The sequence below is a fragment of the Cupriavidus sp. L7L genome, assembly GCF_004353535.1.
Lineage (GTDB): Bacteria > Pseudomonadota > Gammaproteobacteria > Burkholderiales > Burkholderiaceae > Cupriavidus > Cupriavidus oxalaticus_A.
Genome location: NZ_SMNY01000045.1, coordinates 40545 through 58018, shown reverse-complemented (window position 1 = coordinate 58018; position 17474 = coordinate 40545). Strand labels below are relative to the sequence as shown.

Below are 17474 nucleotides of genomic sequence, written 5' to 3'. Positions count from 1 at the left end.
ACTGGAGGCCGCGGGCCGGCAACTGGCGGAACTGCGTACCCAATTCTCGACGGAGCTGGAGCGGGCGCGCGAGGCCGTGACGCTCGCGCAGGAACGGGCGGAAGCCAGCGAGCGGCGCAGCCTGCGCGAACTGGACCAGGAGCGCACCGCGCGCCAGAAGAGCGAGCGCACGGCCGAAGACCTGCGCGCCGAACTGGCGGCGGCACGCAGCGAGGCGCGCGATGCGGCGGTGGCGCAGGCGGAGGGCCGCGCCAAGCTGGAAGCGCAGGCCGTGGCGCTGGCCGAGCGGCTCGCGGCCACGGAGCAGGCGCAGCGCAAGGCGGCGGGCGACCTGGAGGCCGTGCAGGCGGAACTCGCCGCGGCGCAGCGCCGGGCCGAGCGGGCCGAAGCGGAAGCGGCGCTCGCGCGCCAGTTGCTGGCCACCCTGCGCGTCGCGCCGCGCGAACGCGACGGCGGTGGCGGTGGTGGAAGGCGGCGCAAGGGCGGCAGTTCGGCGGCGACCGCGCCGGAAGAGCAGGGCGACGGTCAGGGGGAAGCTCAGCAGGATGAGCTGGGCGAAGAACAGGGCGACGAGCCGGGGGCGGCGCTACCCAACAATCAGGACGAAGGCAACGACAGTAGTGACGGCAGCGATGACAGCAAAAACTGAGCGGGAGGCGGCGATCCGCTGGATCCAGGCGGAGATGGCCGACTACGGGCTGACCATGGAGGAGCTGGAAGCGGCGGGGTGCTTCGATCCGCCGCCCCCACCGCCACCTCCACCACCGCCGCCCCCACCCGCGCCACCGCCGGTGGTCTGCTACCGCAACGCCGAAGGACTGAAATGGGACGGGCAGGGCGACATGCCGGACTGGCTGCGGCGGGCGGTCAATGCGGGGCAGTCGGTGGAGTTTTTCCGGATTGGATAGCGCATCGCAGCGCCTTGGGGAAGGAGCGGTGCCCTACTTACGGAGGGTTTCCTCGCAGAAGTCCGCTTGTAAGACTTCAGAGCCTCGTCGACCACTCCCCTTCCCGGCGCTGCAATGAGAAACACCCCCTTTGCTGCCGGAGCGGACGGCGCTATCAGCAAGTCAACGAAGATCTGCTGCTGGTCTCAACACAAAATCATAGAAATTATTACTGGGTCAAGAATGCGAACAAAAAGTCAACGCTATATAGATGCGCTTGCGCAGCTGCCTCAGTTCATGCCGGCTTTGCTGGAGCCGCACAAAGAGAACAGGGTAATCAACGCGCTGACTGGCGCGATCGTCCAGGCCATTCCCGACCCAGACGATGAAGAACACGAAAACATTCAGGTTGCATTTCCAGGCGGTCAGCCCTTCGAGGCGGTCGCGCCGATGTACCTGCAGCTTCAAGTCGTCGAGGCTGCACGGTACTACACTGATTCGGCGGAGGATGGTTCGGGGGCGATTTCAAAGCGCGCAGCTGATATGCTCGATCATCTGACGGGTAAGCACGACCTATAGTCGGTCAAGCGAGATGCCGACGCGGGAGCTGGAACCCGCGGCACGCTTCGATCCCCCCCGTCCGCCACTACTGCCACTGCCAGTGGTCTGCTACCACAACGCCGAGGGACTGACCCGGGACGGGCAGGGCGAGGTGCCGTCCTTGCTAAAGCGGGCGGCCAATGCGGGGCAGGGCGTGCATGCAGAGGATAATTTCGGCAGTCCTTGTATGCATGCTCATGGCCAGTAGCCTTTCCTACGCAAAAAGGGCGCAAGCCATGCTTTTCGGACCGGATAAACGAAGCTCAGTTGCTCCAAGCGATGAATTTTCCTTTCAATCATGGACTTGCAGAGGATACGCCGGGTTTTGGGGAAACCCCAGCATCTCTCTGCATGGTCGTGTTCAGCCGGATCGCGGACTTCTCGTAGCGTCCTGACACAAAAAACTGGTCTGCATCGGCGCTCCCCTCCATGTCTGAAAACATCAAGCACACGGCAATTACTGCAGCAGGCTACATCTAGCAAGATCGGCAGGCTCTCAAGGTCTTGTGCGACTGGGCGGACTGGCGTACGAAAATCGAAGGCCCGGTCCACTCTCCTCGCCGGCGCGCCCGGGCTCCTGTTCGTCGATAGAGTGGAAGACGGGTCGCTGGTGCTGCAAGCCAAACCGGTGACGCGAGACGGCCGGGCAACTAGGCGGCCAGATCGCTTGGCAAAATGGCCCCTGAGTGGCCATCGCCACCCCTGCCCACCCATCACCACCCATAACAATCACCACAAAGGAGATATCCGTGAAGCAGTTGATTCCGTTGGCTCTGACGTTATGCTCGGGCGCCGTGTTGGCGCAAGCCCAACCAACGGCACCCGCCGAAGACATGAACGCCTTTGCCGCCGTGCAAACCGCCTACTCGTGCGAGGAGGCCGACAAGATCAAATTCAGTAAGGACGTCTACATCGCGCTCGACCCGACCGAACGGGTGTTCTTGGACGCAACGTGGCAAAGCTGCCAGACGCCCAAGGACAGCGAAGAGCAGCCAACCATCATCGTCAATCCCACGCCGACCAGCGAGCACGACCGGGTGTTCTACGGTTTGGTAAAGCGAAAGCAACTGCGTGAAGCACAGAAGACGTGTGCCACGGCAGGGGCATACGGCGGCGCCACCATCGCGGTGGTCGGCACCATCACCGGGACCCCGGGCGCGACCGAACTCGGCACCTATGCGTTCCAGTACGCCGACGTCTCGTGCGCGTCGCTGGCTAACGAGATCGAGAAGGGCAATGTGCTCGCGGCGCTTGGCCCGAGCGTGATCGTCTCTCACGCGGTCGCCAACAAGATGGTTAAGGATGTCGTGACCAACATCCCGTTGGTCTCGAAGGCGGACAAGGACAAAATCAAAAAGGTGATCGACAAGGCCACCGGCGTCCCATCGGTCACTGTCGGCAAAAAGAACGTCGAAGTGCAGGCTGGCGGTGTGAAGGTCAGCGTCAAGAAGCCCAAGATCGTGTTGAAGAAGCCCAAATGGCTCTGAGCCGCTAGCTGCCGGTAATCGCTCGTAGGGGTTGGCCTTGGTGCAGTATCCGACGGTTCGCGAACCCATTGCGCGGCGGGCTGGGCCAGATACCCTTTCACGCCCTGATGAAAGGTGTTCCGTTCCAGGCTAAGCAGAAATTGTCAGGTAAAGCCAAGTAGAAAATCTAAAAAAATCAATTACTTACCGTCCCAGAGTCCAGCCCTGGCTTTCTAACGTCGCAAGTTGCACCGAGACCAATTGTTTGATGTTTGGGAAACGCGGGCATGCGGTACTCTCGACGGAGATCATACAAGATCCCGACAATCGCAGAAAGGCCGGCCGGCCTAGCTGGGGCAAGATTTAACTCTTTTTAACGAGACACTGCATGACTTACAGAGAAGTAGATGATTCAAAGCTGATCCAGCAACATCATAAAAAATTAAGCGCAGCGCTAATTAGAGGGGGGAAGTTTCGCGAAAAGCGAATCATTGGATACCCAAGCGGCCACACTACTCGTCCTGTAAATTTTCTCAATAATGGGGAAGATTCAGTATGGTATTGCAGCTGGAAAAACAATGAGGAAATTGTTAATCTTTTTGGCAGAGGTAAGTATGGCGCAAATCATACTCTTCTTATTGATCTTCAATTTAATTATGCACTCAATAAGGCAAAAAAGAGCTTGGGTGGTGCGTTTTTGGAGGAAATCGAGACGGGAGAAATTTCCCTCGCGCACCGTGGTATCGTTACCGTTATAAATAGAATTCCGAAGGAAGTCGCTCTGGATGCGATGGCGTCGCATGTAGTGGAAGCGCAGTCTGGGAGAAAATCGACAGAATTTCTATTGGTTGCTGATCTTGAATCAAGAAGTCTTCTTCGAGATATAGGGGAATTTTCTATTGAGCTGCGCGATTCCGTACGCGGCGTCGAAGTGGAAGAGCATGAGGATGCTAGGTTTGACTCCCCTTCTATTTCAAAAGAGAAGCGGTCCAAGAGAGATGGCTTTGATAAGCTCAAGGACTATTTCAAGGAATTCACGGGGGAAAGAAAATCTTATAAGCCTAAGCGGATATATAGCAAATCAAACCACGGGAAAATCGTGGAGGCCCTGCGAAATGAGCTTCTCGATGAGGGCGAGGCGTTTAAGTCTCGTGAGATTGACTTGGTGGTGGAGCAAAAGAAACGTGCACTTCTATTCGAAGTAAAGACTGCTGCTGATACTCAGAGCGTCTATACGGCTATAGGCCAGCTTTCGGTCCATGCTTCTCCGGCAAGGAAGTTCACGGGAAAAGATGTAGTCCAAATTATCGTTCTGCCTGAACCTCCAATGAGGCACGTCGTCGACATCATCGTGACTGAACTTAGGTTGCGATTGGTTACCTTTTCCTTCGATGAGCAAGGTGCAGTCAGTTTTCAGGGGTTGAATCGTCTCTGACCAACGGGGGGAGCGATGCGGAGTGGCAGCACGCTTGGCCCGAAGGCATAAAGCAGAGGGGGAGTCTGAGATAGGAGCCTCGCTAGGTCTGCGGCCTGCTGTTCTTCCGCTACGGCGTCACGCCCACCGCCAACAAGCTCTACAGGCTGGTGCGCAAGGGCAGCATGGGCACGCCGGCCGAGGTGCTGCAGGCGTTCTGGCTGCAGCTGCGCGGGCGCACGCGCGTCACCATCGACCATCCGGACCTGCCGGAGGCGCTGAAGGACATCGCGGCCGGGGCGGTGCAGACCATCTGGCAGGCGGCCAACGAGGCCGCCACCGGCGAGCTGGCCACGCTGCGCGCCGAGGCCCGCCATGCGGCCAGCGTCGCCGAGGCCGAGCGCGACGCCGCGCGGACCGAGACCGCGGCGGCCCGGGAGGAGGTGGCCGCCCTCTCGGCGCAGTTGGCCGAGGCGCGCGACGCGCACGACGCCGTGCAGGCGGAGCTGGTCGCGGAGCGGCAGGCGCACGCGGCGACCGAGGCCCGGCTGGAAGCGGGGCGGGCGGAACTGGACGCCGCCGGGCGGCAACTGGCGGAACTGCGTACCCAATTCTCGACCGAACTCGAGCACGCCCGCGAGCAGGTGACGCTCGCCCACGAACGGGGCGAGGCCAGCGAGCGCCGCGCCTTACGCGAACTGGTGGCGGCGCGCAGCGAGGCCCGCGACGCGTCGAGCAGGCCGAGGTCCGCGCCCGGCTCGAGGCCCAGGCCGCGGCGCTCGCCGATCGGCTCGCGACCGCCGAGCAGGCGCAGCGCAAGTTCGTCAACGTTGCTGGCAGAATTGCGGATGGGGCCGCCCGAGCGAGAGGGTGGCGGGCGGCGGCGCAAGGCCGGCGGCCCGGCACCGACCGACAAGAAGGCACCCGGCGAAACACGACACCAGTGCCACCGCCAGTGGTCTGCTACCGCAACGCGGCGGGGCAAAGTTGGGACGGGCAGGGCGACATGCCGGACTGGCTGCGGCGGGCGGTCAATGCGGGGCAGAGTAAGGCGTTTTACCGGGCCGGATAAATAAAGCCCAGTTGCTGCAAGCAATGAATTTACTTTTCAATCATAGGCTTGCAGAGGATGTGACGGATTTTTGCGGAATCCCGGGCGGCCCCCTCTATTAAGGTCGCTCAGTAACTGAGCGACCAGCGGCGGCAAAACTCCAGACATACGAGGATTACAAGGACTCCTGCCGATGGACATTTTTTTCGAGCAGTACCAGATTGACCGTTGTTGCCTGTGCGGGTCTGCTGCGTCTCTTACGGGCGAACACAAAATAAAGGCTTCTGCTTTGCGTACGATCTTTGGGAAGGCCGCGATGGTCATTGGCCGTTTCGATGAGACTAGCAATCCTCGTCCCGCGCAAGGCCCAAAATCCCGAGCCTTTCACTTTTCGGCTCGGGTGTGCACGTCGTGTAATAGTACGCGCACCCAAGCGCCTGATCGCGAGTTTGATCGATTTCATGCCCTGGTCGCAGCGTTGGTCTTGGAGGGAACGGATCCGTCATTGGTATTCAGCATGCCAGAGTATGAAATGGGTTCAGAATCATATCTCAATGTATTTCGATACTTTGGAAAACTTCTATGTTGTCACGTGGCCGAATCGCATGGTCCTCGACCGTTAGCAGTAAGTAAATTTGCCTTGGGAGAAGTAGATAGCAATCCGATATCTCTACATATCGATCTAGATCCAACGTATGAGACCTATAGGGAAACCTTTGGAGAGCATGGGTTCGCCGGGCACGGAGGACTTATCGTTCCTATGAATTCAGAAACTCATCTCCCCACTGGTTTCCGAAGCTCAATAACCCTATCCGCAGTTCGTTACATATTTTGGGTTAGTTACGGAGAGCCTGTGGCAATCGCGCTCAAGAAATATCATCATGAGTTTTATAGAAAATGCGTGGCGGCATATCGCGAAGCGATTGAAAATCCATTATCACCCGCAGAGCGTCATCGCATGGGTATCTAACACGGCTGGCGTATCTCGGCGGCTATTTTCGGCGGGCCGGCCACCGGCGCCGCCAGGACGGCTGGTTTGAAGTGATCGTAGGGGAACGTGCCGGCCATTCCTTTGCCGACGTGGGCAAGCTGGAGTACCGGCCGGCCCGATCATATGATGAAATTTCAACTACGCAAAGGGCGTGCAAGCCAGGCAACCATCAACCAGATGGTCAATGTGAAGTAATTCAATGCCACGATAAAAACGGGACGGAAGCGCCGCCCAAAGATATACTTTGGCCATAACATTCTCGTCAATACTGGAGGCTTGGGGTGCAACATAAATGCATGCGGACCTTGGCGGACGAAAGCTAGTCGTCCCTCCATTCGCGAAATGGATTTTTAATCTGTGAAATATTATCCCGTCTCCTATTACCAGACTGTCAAAAATGCCGACTTGGGATCTTGAGGAAACGCGCAATCTCGTGCGCCATCAATTCGGAAATGGGGATCAGCTTGATCGGTCACGCGAGTGTCTTGGCTCAGTAATTGATCGTTGCGAGCATGCTCGATTTCACTACCACGAGGTGAGGGGAATTTTAACGAATAAACTCACCTGTTCACCCGGCGAAAGTAAATTGATCGCGTTGTTTGGTGGAAAATCACGCGAGGAGCAGCGTGAATTTGATTCCGCCGTCGGGAATGTGAGCGCCCACGTGGTGGCATGCGTACAAAGTCTGCATGCGATTGCTGATATCTTTGCTCATGCTATTTACTACTCTCTTGGAATCAACCTAAGCTCGCACCCGTTAAATGAGAGAAAGGTGGGTATGCGATCCGTTATGGAGCGGCTGCAATCTGTTCCTAGTTATCGATCGTTGGGTGAGACCTTTGGTTTACTTTCCACGCACGAGCACCAAGAGTACCTTAACGCGCTCGCAAACCATAGCAAGCACCGTAGCCTTGTGAAGCCCGGTCTTTGGCTAGACATGACTTCATCCGCGTCAGAGAACTTTTCACTGAAGTTTCAACGGTTCGAATACGAAGGTATCCGTTATGAAGAACGTGAAGTTGAACGATTTCTCGAAGTCGCGTTCAATCGAATATCGAAAATAATTGTCGATACCGGAAACGAACTTAATGAAGTGCTTCGACAAGCGAAGGGCAGTAATTAAGAGAATCTTCGAGATTCTTCGTAATCTGAAAGGGCGTTAATATCTTGGTCGGCCGCGACTTCGTCGTACGTGGATATTAACTAGCCGCCATATTCGACATCGCAGTTCGGGCAGAAGGCGGTTCCAGCGGGAACAAAGTTGTTGCAACCTTGAATTCCGCATCTTTCCACTAGCGATTGTTCAATATGGTCGTGATATACGATTTGCTGTTTCGTTGTTAACGGCTTCTGCTCCTCCCCAAGAAGCTGTCTGATAATTCCCGCTTCGGTTTCTTGCGCGTACTCCAACCGATTTTCTAGCGCAGACTTTCGTTCTGCATCCGTTAGGTTCCGAGCGGCTGTTCGCCATTCGTCTTGTTCAAGTTTACTCATAATTATTTATATAAAGCTGTTATCCTAGCGACTGCCTCTCGCAAACCTCAGTGGAGCAGTTTTAAGAACCCAGGACCATATTACCAGCCCGGCTCTGTCGCCCAGTTGACAGGAAAACCTACTGCCGCCATGAAGTTTCGGGGGTACTTCGCGAAAATTCCAAGTAAATCTGCCTTAAAGCTGTTTGGTAAATGAGTCCTATTGATGAGAAAGTTCATCATTTTTGCCGCAGCGTAGAGACTCTTCGTATCGGAACCCAAGTGCAAGCTTACGCCAGACGTTCCTTTTGTGCCGCCTTTTTGCCGCGTGCCCTTATAGTTTTGCGGGGCAATCCGAAGCTGCACGCCTAGAATTTGCCCGTGGTGTGCGACCAGGTTGCGCAAGTATGTGACACTGTGCAGCCAGGATTCAAATACGGTCGGTTGATTGACGCCAAATTTACCTGCAATCGTCTTCTTGTGTGAAGAATCAGCCAAGGCTTGGTAAGTACGTGACCAAAATCCCAAGGTAACGCATTCACTCATAACCCAACTGGGCGGCAAATACGGATCTGTGTATTTATCGAAGTAGTGTTTGACCGCTCTTCGTTCATTGAGGCGGCCAACTTCGTCCTCAATCTTACGAAGAATTTGGCCGAAACTCCAATCCCGAGTATGCTTGAAAAGGGAGCGGTCCAGGAACCAATGTGGCGAAACTTGTGTGCTCAAGTAGTTTGCCATCGCAGACCGAACTGCTAATTCGACCTTTCCAATGACGCACCAAAGCAACGCACGCATCTCGTCGTCAAAGCTTACCTGCTGTACCAAATACTGAAAATTTTCCCGCCCCCGTCTAAATTGCTTAGTGGTGGGATCCACAGAACTATACCAGTAGCCCTTAATGCGATGGGCGCCAATATAGTCAAAATAGCGCGGCGCGGTTGCGGAGTCCGCGGGGTCGATCACGAAGCCCTGAGCAACCAGCTTCGTGATCAACTGATTGGAAGTGAAAGCAGGCTTGCTAAACTTCATTCTGAAAAAAGAAAACCCCGCCTTTTGCACTCTCTCTCTCGAGGGACCTTGCCCGAAGGCAAGAAGTGTGGCGGGGTGTGTTGATTACATTGTAGGGGCTCTCTATGTGCATTGCAATAGCCTGTGTGGACTGAGGACCCCACCCGGTGCGCGAGGATCATATGCGCCACGGGCAACGCACACAAGGAATTCGCCAAAACGTCGCCATAAAGCCACATGTAAGCTGTGAGGCACTTGCTTCGCGGAATATGTTACTATTTAAGCACATATCGCCTTATTTTAAACGATGGTCCGTCGGTTTAGAGGGCGCGTCAAAACGGGAGCTGACGGCCGGACCGCTACTGAGAGGCCAATGGGGCACCTACAATGCGCGCATGACTTCCGATCCTGGGCCGGCGATCTTCGTTCTTCAACTTCGAATTTCTCTGCGCGGCCTGAGCCCGCCAGTTTGGCGACGCTTCCTTGTTGCCGAGCACTTGACGCTCGGGCATGCACCATGAGCGACGACTATTACTTCGCGCGCGTTCGATATCGTCGTCGGCATCGTAGCTGGGTACACAAACCCCGACCCGACGGTCGACCTCTGCGGCGGAACGAAATACGGCATCAGCAAGCGCGCATATCCCCATCTGCTGCCGTGGCCGCTGTCGAGGTTCGTCTTCGACTGCGCAGTCAATGAGGTCAGTCGACAGCCAAAGTGGCTGCTACAGCGCGCGCCTTGCAATCCATAATCGCTTCCAACTTTCCCCCAGCGGGGGCGGCTGGTTTGCGCGCTTGTTCCTGTCACCTTGACTGTATGAGGTCCGCCATGGAAGACACCAAGTCGATCCTTGCAAGCAAAACCTTCTGGGGCGCCGCCATCGTGCTCGAGTCATCCGGCTTGCTGCTGGCCGGCATCACCGACGCCAGCGGCTACGCGAACGACGCTGCATAAACTCTCGGCGCCGTGCTCTCCCTCGTCGGGAGCGTCACAGCCTCAATGAGCATCGGCACCCGAGTAGCTTAACGGCGGGCAGGGCCGTCTCTAAGATGGTTTAAGATAGGTTCTTTTGACCGTCGAAGGGCCATGTCAGAACTCGCCTCCCAACCTGTCTCGATCCAATCGGTCTACGCAATGTACCGCGAGGACAAGCTTTTCGTAAATCGGCGCTATCAGCGCAAGCTCGTTTGGACTCTGGAAGAGAAACAGCGTCTCATCGAGTCGATCGTAAAGCGCTATCCGATTCCCGCGATTCTGATCGCCGAAAGGAAGTCGGGCGACGGTTACGAGATTATCGACGGCCTTCAGCGCTTGCATGCAATCGTTTCGTTTATTGAGACTGGATTTTCAACGCTGGACTCACGCTTTTTTGACGTCAAGCATTTCCCCACGGCGAAGGCCAACGCAGATGTCGGCCTTTTTTCCATTGCTGAAACTGAAAACTGGATCAGCCAAAAGGAAGTAAGCGCGGTTCTAGACTACAACCTCGCCCTGTCTGTGATGCGGAATGCAACGGATGATGAGGTGAATGATGTGTTTGGCCGCATCAACACCTACGGACATCGCCTTAGCGACCAAGAACGCCGCCAAGCAGGGGTGGAGAATGAGTTCTCGAAGATGGTCCGCACGATAGCGTGCGGTGTGAGAGGTGACGCATCTGCGGACGTCCTCCCGCTCAAGTCGATGCCTAGTATCAGCATTGACCTCCCCATGGCAAAGCACAATTACGAGGTCAAGGCTGATGAGGTGGTATGGGTCGAGCAAGGTGTGCTTCGGTCAACCGATCTCCGAGATAGTATGGATGAGCAATGCATCGCTGACATTGCTGCTTGTATTGTCGGCGGTCAACTGATCGAGCGTTCGAAAGACGCACTTGATGCGATCTATGACTCCACAACTGCCGAGAGCGATAGGGTGAACAATGCCCTTGGAGTGTACGGAGCAGAGAAGTTTGCTGAGGAATTCAAATTCTGCCTAGACCAGATACTCGCAGTTTGTAATGCAGACGGCCCGGCTAAGCTCCGGAACGTCGTCTTCCCGAAAGGCACAACTAACGCGTTCCCAGCGGTCTTCGCCATTATCCTTATCGCCTTTCACGAATTGATTGTGAAAGATGGCATGAAAATGACCGATCAATCAGCGGTGAAAAAAGCCCTCACTGGGCTGTCCAATCGCATTGAGGTAGGTCGAGCTGCCACCTCTCCTGCGGAACGGCGAAAAAATATCGATACCGTGAAGGGATTGGCCGTCGGTGGCTTTGTCAAAGGGAGTGTGCACAAGCAGATTTACGGCAACCACGCCACGGTAGACATTGATTCGGCAATCCGGCGATCGGAAATCGAGCTTTCTGATTATGAGTTGAAACAAGGAATGTTGACGCTCGCAAACGACCGCAAAGTAGATAACGCGCTGATTGAAAAAGTTCTCAAGACTCTGTGTGCAATTGCGAATAACGGACCACAGCGCGATGGCAAGGTGCTGATCGGGGTAACAGACAAGGACGCGGACGCAGCTAGGGTCAGACAATTGGACGCCATCGAGCCGAGGAAGGTGGGCAAGCGCTATGTTGTCGGCGTAGTGCGAGAAGCTAAGGTGCTTGGAATCTCGGTGGAAGACTACTACACGAAGTGGAAGGATGCAGTCAAACATTCTCCGCTGTCCGTTGCACTTCGCGATTCGATCCTTTCACACATCGACTTCAACTCCTACTTTGGGCTGGGCGTAATCGTATTCACTGTCCCGCCGCAAAAGGAGCTTTCGTACTACGGAGACGACATCTACTGGCGTAACGGGGACTCGACTGAGCAAGCCGCCACCGCTAAGCAGATAGCCGGGCTGGCGCAGCGCTTCTAGTAAAAGTTGGGCTCATTCCTCCAATTCCCGACTAGCGAGCAAACCGTTTCGGTGGCACCGCACCTGGACGCTTGATCTTTATCCAGTCGCGCGAGCGCTCGCCTTCGTCATCTAGCACGCAGACCTTTCCGTCCACGATATAGCCGGCAGGGAGGTCTGATGGGGCCGCGACCAGGTCAGGAAACCAAGCCGCCGCGTCGGCCATGTTGCGCGACTTCAGTCGGGGTACGCCTGCCGTCTCCAGCATGGCGCGACGAACAGCAGGTGGCGCGGGATGGGCCGGCGATCCCCGTCCTTCAACTTCGAATTGGAGAGCGCGCCAAAAAAAGGGTCGTCGTACTTTCCGGAAAAAAACATGATAAAGGGTCGTCGTACTTTCCGGAAAAAAACATGACGGTTGCTGACCGCAGTCCCGCCTGTAGCAAGGCTTTCCGGCGCAATAAATCACGCGCCGCCAGGAGTGTTTGTAAGCTTTTGATAGATAAGCCCTTTTCTCTGCCTACCGCCAGAAAATGCACGGAAAGTACGATGACCCCGGTTAGCGATCACGTACAGCTGGCACAATGTCCTGTCCGCAACAATCAATAACAAGGAACAGAAATGGATAACCTGCGTGAGAAACTGTGTCAAAACGCCGGCCTCAACCTCGATGCATGGAAAGCAAGGGCCGAGCGCGGCGTCTCGGCAATCGCTGATTCCCTAATGATTCAAGCGGGGAATCACGAGGTTGGAGACGGCTATATCCAATTCACCTCGGAGGCGCAGGCGGAATACGTGCGGGCGCACTTAGGGGTCGCTTCAGAAAACGGAAAATATTGCACGCTAAGCCGTCTGGTGCCCCGCCGAGTGCTGGCTACCGGGCGGCGAAGGCCTGATTCATCTGGCGTGCCCGCTTGACCTCGTCGCTTTGCAGGTAGATCGAGGTCGTGGCCACCGAAGCATGACGAAGGTTGTCGCGCACGCTGGTCAATTCCGCGCCGCGGGCCAGCGCATGTGTGGCATGGGTATGCCGCATCCAGTGTGGACTGGCCCGGCGCAGCTTCTCGGCCGCTGTCGGGCTATCGGGTGCAATCACGTCGGCGGCTTGGCCAAAGAAGCGCCGCATCACGTGCCAGAGGCGGGTCCCGGTAATATTGCCCGCATTATCCTGGTCCAGGCTGGCGAGGAGCGGCGTCTTGGGATCCCAACGGGCCGGCGTCACCGGCAGCCGCCGTTGCACCAGGTATTGGTCGAGCGCCGAGCGTGCCAGTGGCGGCAGCGCCACTTTCCCGGGTCGACTGCCCTTGCCGATCAGGTGCAGCCAGTGGTCGTGGTGTTCATCCACGTGGATGTCGCCCAAGGTTGCGCCGACCAGTTCGCTGGCGCGCAAGCCGGTGGCATAAGCGAAATCGAGAATAAAGCGCAGGCGCTGGGCTGCGGAGGCATCCCAGCCGTAGGACCATTCCAGGCCGTCGGCAATGGTACGCACCAGCAGCCATTCGCCCTCGGTAAATCCTCTGGAGGTATCGAGGGCGGCGACGCGAGTGCGGCCACGTACCTTGATCCCGGCAAACGGATTGGCCAACACGTAGCGTTGCTCGATCAGCCAGCGGAACAACGCGCCCAGCACCGATAGCGCGTACGCCGTCGAGCGGGCCGAAAGCGCTCGTGCAAACGGCCGCCAATCGGGGGCGCTACGTGCTCGCGGTGGCCCGACCCACCGCTCGCGCGGCGTCGGCCGTCGCAAGAAGCCGCGATAGGCGATCGCGTCTTCGGTCGTGAGCGATGACAGCGCGCGACCGCGTTCGACGATCGCCCACAGGATCAGCCGCTCGGCTTCCTTCCGATAGGCGCGCTGCGTGGTGGGTGCCTCATGCAAGGCGAGCCACGCCTGCACCGCTTCGTAGTCGTTGGAGGCGTCGAGCGTGCAGGCCTGCTGCGGTGCCCGGAAACTGCCCCGCGCGCCGTCCACCTCGTGCGGCAGCCGTAGTCGCTCCCACGGCACCACCGCGCTCGGCGCCGCGGTGACGATCAGCGCGCGTGCCCGCTCCGTCAGTTGCGGGTGTGCGCGAAAGAAATCCTCGATGTGCCGCGCGCTCGCCTGCCCCAAATCCGGGATCGCACTCCACCAGCGGCGCCGGCGCGGCACCCGCACGGTCAGGTCCGCCAGCGTCTGGATGCCCTGGGCGCGCAGGGCACGCACGGTCCGGGGCACCAGCCAAAGCCCAATGTCGTCCGTAACCTGCGGCTGGGCGGCTGGAAGGGAACGCAGGACCTCAATCGCATGGCCCACAGCACTGGCGCACTGCAGCCGTTCACTCATGGGCTGCTGGAACAGGTCGGCCAGGTCGGCGCGCTGTCGGTGCTGGGCGAACGCGATCAGTTGACGGCGGACTCGGCCAAGGATGCCGCGTGCCGACTGGCCGGGTGCCTTGGCATGGGGCAGATAGCGTTCCACCGCCGCGCGGGACGACAGGCCCGCGTACCACGCGCGCAGCGCGGCAAGCGCGGCCTCATCGGGAAAACCGGGGGATTCGGCGGCGCTGGAGAGTGGGGGCGGGGTCTGGCGCGTTTTCATGTCTGCCAGTTTAAGCCGAAAACCCATCCATTACGATAAGAAGGATTATCTCAACAGGACGCTTTACACTGCTCGTTTTTCCGCGAAACCGCCCCTCGGACACGGTCCATCAAAGTCCGAGGATTCCGATTAACCGAAAACCATTGGCACATGCCACGTCGTACCGTACTTTCCACCACCGAGCGGGAGGGCTTGCTCGCTTTCCCGGACAGCAAGGACGCACTCATCCGGCATTACACGTTCAACGAGTCGGATCTCGCGTTGATCCAACAGCGCCGTGGCGCCGCCAACCGGCTGGGGTTCGCGGTCCAGCTTTGCTACATGCGCTATCCCGGCATCATGTTGGCTGCTGGCGAAGAACCTCCTCTGGCATTGTTGGAGATGGTGGCGCAGCAGCTACGCATCACACCCGAGCACTGGCCGGACTACGGGCGGCGTGATCAGACCCGACGAGAGCACCTAGCCGAGCTGCAGACAGTCCTTCAAATGCGCCCGTTCACGATGGCCGACTATCGCACTGCAGTTCAGTCGCTTTCGGAGCTGGCGCAGCAAACCGACAAGGGCGTCATTCTTGCCACGGCGTTGATCGATTTCCTGCGTGAGCAGTCGCTGCTCCTGCCGGGCATAAATGTGATCGAACGCGTTTGCGCGGAAGCGATCACGCGAGCCACCCGTCGCATTCACCAGATACTGACCGAGCCGCTGACGGAATACCACCGGCGACAGTTGGACCATCTCCTGCAGCGCCGACCGGATGGACGCCTGACCTGGCTCGCCTGGCTGCGGCTGCCTCCGGGCAAGGCCAGTTCCCGGCAGATGTTGCAACACATCAATCGCCTGAAGATGTTGCGAGCGGTCGGCTTGCCAGAGGGAATAGAACGGCTGGTGCATCAGAATCGGTTGCTCAAGCTCGCGCGCGAAGGCGGACAGATGACGCCCTATGACCTTGCCAAATTCGAACCGCAGCGGCGTCATGCGACGCTGACCGCGATCGTTGTCGAGGCCTGCGCGACGGTCACCGATGAGATTGTCGATCTGCACGACCGCATCCTCGGACGGCTGTTCAACCTGGCGAAGAAGAAGCACCGGGAGGAGTTTCACCTGTCAGGCAAGTCGATCAATGACAAGATCCGGCAGTATTCGAGAATTGGCCGGGCTCTTCTTGAGGCGAGGGTGAGTGGCGGCGACCCGTTCGAGGCGATTGAAACAGTGATGCCTTGGCATGTCTTCACCAAGAGTGTCACGGAAGCTGAGCAGCTCGCACAACCGGAGGCATTCGACTTCCTACATCTGGTCGGGGACCATTTTTCGACGCTGCGGCGTTACGTGCCCGAGTTCCTCGAGGTCCTGAAGCTGCGCGCCGCGCCGGCCGCCAAGGATGTGCTGGCCGCCATCGACATCATCCCGGACGATGAATGCCAATGACGCGCGCAAAGTCCCGGCCGATGCGCCGACCTCGTTTATCAAGAAGCGCTGGGAGCCGTTGGTACGAGGCAAGAACGGCATCGACCGGCGCTACTATGAGCTGTGCGCGCTGTCAGAACTCAGGAATCGTCTGCGCTCCGGCGACATCTGGGTCCAGGGCTCCCGGCAGTTCAAGGATTTCGACGAGTATCTGCTGCCCGCCGAGAAATTCGTCGCCCTCCGACAGGGCCGCTTGCTGCCGTTGCCCGTTGCCACCGATTGCGACCGCTACTTGGAAGAGCGACGCCGGCTGCTGGAAATGAAACTTGCGACGGTCGACCGGCTGGCCGCCGCGAAAAAGCTGCCGGACGCGATTATCACGGAGTCCGGCCTGAAGATCTCGCCGCTCGACGCGGCTGTCCCGATGGAGGCACAGACATTGATCGACCAGACGGCGCTCATGTTGCCACGCGTCAAGATCACTGAATTACTGATGGAGGTCGATGGATGGACTGGTTTCACCCACCATTTCGCTCACCTGAAGACGGGCGAGCCGGCCGCCGACAAAACGCTGTTACTCACGACCATCCTTGCCGATGCCATCAATCTTGGCTTGACCAAGATGGCGGAATCCTGCCCGGGCACGACCTACGCAAAGCTCTCGTGGCTGCAGGCATGGCATATTCGGGACGAAACATACTCGTTAGGCCTTGCCGATCTGGTCAATGCCCAGTCCGCCCATGCGTTCGCTGCCCATTGGGGGGACGGCACCACGTCATCGTCGGACGGGCAGCGTTTCAAGGCCGGCGGCCGAGCCGAAAGCACCGGGCACGTCAATCCGAAGTACGGCTCCGAACCTGGCCGGATGATCTACACGCACATCTCGGACCAGTATGCGCCATATCACTCCAAGCTGGTGAACGTCGGCGTCCGTGATTCGACATACGTGCTCGACGGGCTGCTGTACCACGAGTCAGACCTTCGGATCCAGGAGCACTACACGGATACCAACGGCTTTACGGACCACGTCTTCGCCCTCATGCATTTGCTCGGGTTCCGGTTCGCACCCCGGATTCGAGATCTCGCAGATACGAAGCTGTATATCTCTGATAGCCAAGACGACTATCCGGCGTTGGCTCCGATGATCGGTAGCGCATACAAGGAAAAGCTGATCCGGTCACACTGGGACGAAATCCTGCGCCTGGCCACCTCAATCCGGCAAGGCACAGTGACCGCCTCGTTGATGCTGCGCAAGCTCGGAAGTTACCCGCGACAGAACGGGCTGGCAGTCGCGCTTCGCGAGCTCGGCCGCATCGAGCGCACACTGTTCACCCTGGATTGGCTGCAAGATCTGGAACTGCGCCGTCGCACCCACGCAGGCCTCAACAAGGGCGAAGCCCGGAACGCTCTCGCGAGGTCCGTCTTCTTCTACCGTCTCGGCGAGATCCGCGACCGTAGTTTCGAGCAGCAGCGCTACCGCGCCAGCGGGCTGAACTTGGTCACCGCGGCAATCGTGCTATGGAACACCGTCTATCTCGAACGCGCCGTGCAGGCATTGCAAGACCGCGGCGTGCCCGTTGATCCGGCTCTGTATTCCTACCTGTCGCCACTGGGATGGGAGCACATCAACCTGACGGGCGACTACGTGTGGCGCAAAAGCCCCAATTTGAAGGCCGGAAAATTCCGGCCATTGCGAGCTCTGCCCGAGCGGTAGTCAAGGCAGCGAGGCCTGAGGGCTTAGCGTGCAAGATTTTGCGGACGGCTGGA

Annotated in this window: 9 protein-coding genes and 4 pseudogenes; 11 read left to right on the top strand and 2 right to left on the bottom strand. The window is 58.0% G+C overall.

Going from position 1 to position 17474, the window contains the following annotated elements; translation table 11 throughout:
• From E1J61_RS30755 to E1J61_RS30715, 8 genes and pseudogenes are all read left to right on the top strand, one after another.
• Nucleotides 1-649 (top strand): annotated as a pseudogene (locus tag E1J61_RS30755) (hypothetical protein); the annotation flags it as partial.
• Complete coding sequence (locus tag E1J61_RS30750) at nucleotides 633-908, top strand: H-NS family nucleoid-associated regulatory protein (RefSeq protein WP_133097650.1); 276 nt, start codon at nucleotides 633-635, stop codon at nucleotides 906-908. The pseudogene E1J61_RS30755 and the gene E1J61_RS30750, both read left to right, overlap by 17 nt.
• Nucleotides 909-1022: 114 nt before the next feature.
• Nucleotides 1023-1466: a hypothetical protein gene (locus tag E1J61_RS30745; protein WP_133097649.1), complete on the top strand. Its 444-nt coding sequence runs from the start codon at nucleotides 1023-1025 to the stop codon at nucleotides 1464-1466.
• 770 nt (nucleotides 1467-2236) lie between these two features.
• On the top strand, nucleotides 2237-2974 hold the full coding sequence (locus E1J61_RS38465) for a hypothetical protein (RefSeq protein WP_243737053.1): 738 nt from the start codon (nucleotides 2237-2239) through the stop codon (nucleotides 2972-2974).
• A 367-nt stretch (nucleotides 2975-3341) separates the two neighbouring features.
• Nucleotides 3342-4388 carry a hypothetical protein gene (locus E1J61_RS30730; protein WP_133097648.1) on the top strand — a complete coding sequence of 349 codons (1047 nt, stop codon included), beginning with the start codon at nucleotides 3342-3344 and terminating at the stop codon, nucleotides 4386-4388.
• A gap of 86 nt (nucleotides 4389-4474) precedes the next feature.
• Nucleotides 4475-5299: pseudogene (locus E1J61_RS30725) on the top strand (DNA-binding protein); the annotation flags it as partial.
• 8 nt (nucleotides 5300-5307) lie between these two features.
• Nucleotides 5308-5439: pseudogene (locus E1J61_RS38970) on the top strand (H-NS family nucleoid-associated regulatory protein); the annotation flags it as partial.
• A gap of 1367 nt (nucleotides 5440-6806) precedes the next feature.
• On the top strand, nucleotides 6807-7532 hold the full coding sequence (locus E1J61_RS30715; RefSeq protein WP_133097647.1) for a hypothetical protein: 726 nt from the start codon (nucleotides 6807-6809) through the stop codon (nucleotides 7530-7532).
• Nucleotides 7533-7983: 451 nt separating this feature from the next.
• Here the strand turns inward: E1J61_RS30715 and E1J61_RS30710 are convergent, their stop codons facing one another.
• Nucleotides 7984-8943: an Abi family protein gene (locus tag E1J61_RS30710; RefSeq protein ID WP_133097646.1), complete on the bottom strand. Its 960-nt coding sequence runs from the start codon at nucleotides 8941-8943 to the stop codon at nucleotides 7984-7986.
• A 778-nt stretch (nucleotides 8944-9721) separates the two neighbouring features.
• On the opposite strand from E1J61_RS30710, the gene E1J61_RS38705 reads away from it, so the two are divergent.
• Both E1J61_RS38705 and E1J61_RS30705 read left to right on the top strand, forming a co-directional pair.
• Nucleotides 9722-9847, top strand: a complete 126-nt coding sequence (locus E1J61_RS38705) for a hypothetical protein (protein WP_256376147.1) — start codon at nucleotides 9722-9724, stop codon at nucleotides 9845-9847.
• 132 nt (nucleotides 9848-9979) lie between these two features.
• Nucleotides 9980-11746 carry a DUF262 domain-containing protein gene (locus E1J61_RS30705; protein ID WP_133097645.1) on the top strand — a complete coding sequence of 589 codons (1767 nt, stop codon included), beginning with the start codon at nucleotides 9980-9982 and terminating at the stop codon, nucleotides 11744-11746.
• An 853-nt stretch (nucleotides 11747-12599) separates the two neighbouring features.
• Here E1J61_RS30705 and E1J61_RS30700 read toward each other — a convergent pair.
• Complete coding sequence (locus tag E1J61_RS30700; RefSeq protein ID WP_133097644.1) at nucleotides 12600-14303, bottom strand: phage integrase family protein; 1704 nt, start codon at nucleotides 14301-14303, stop codon at nucleotides 12600-12602.
• Nucleotides 14304-14453: 150 nt separating this feature from the next.
• On the opposite strand from E1J61_RS30700, the pseudogene E1J61_RS30695 reads away from it, so the two are divergent.
• Nucleotides 14454-17421, top strand: a pseudogene (locus E1J61_RS30695) (Tn3 family transposase).
• Nucleotides 17422-17474 lie beyond the last annotated feature (53 nt).

Excerpts from the sequence above, each read along its gene's own strand:
- E1J61_RS30745 (WP_133097649.1), top strand. The coding sequence starts at position 1,023 with ATGAGAAACACCCCCTTTGCTGCCGGAGCGGACGGCGCTATCAGCAAG.
- E1J61_RS38705 (WP_256376147.1), top strand. The coding sequence starts at position 9,722 with ATGGAAGACACCAAGTCGATCCTTGCAAGCAAAACCTTCTGGGGCGCC.
- E1J61_RS30700 (WP_133097644.1), bottom strand. The coding sequence starts at position 14,303 with ATGAAAACGCGCCAGACCCCGCCCCCACTCTCCAGCGCCGCCGAATCC.
- E1J61_RS30705 (WP_133097645.1), top strand. The coding sequence starts at position 9,980 with ATGTCAGAACTCGCCTCCCAACCTGTCTCGATCCAATCGGTCTACGCA.
- E1J61_RS30750 (WP_133097650.1), top strand. The coding sequence starts at position 633 with ATGACAGCAAAAACTGAGCGGGAGGCGGCGATCCGCTGGATCCAGGCG.
- E1J61_RS30715 (WP_133097647.1), top strand. The coding sequence starts at position 6,807 with ATGCCGACTTGGGATCTTGAGGAAACGCGCAATCTCGTGCGCCATCAA.
- E1J61_RS30730 (WP_133097648.1), top strand. The coding sequence starts at position 3,342 with ATGACTTACAGAGAAGTAGATGATTCAAAGCTGATCCAGCAACATCAT.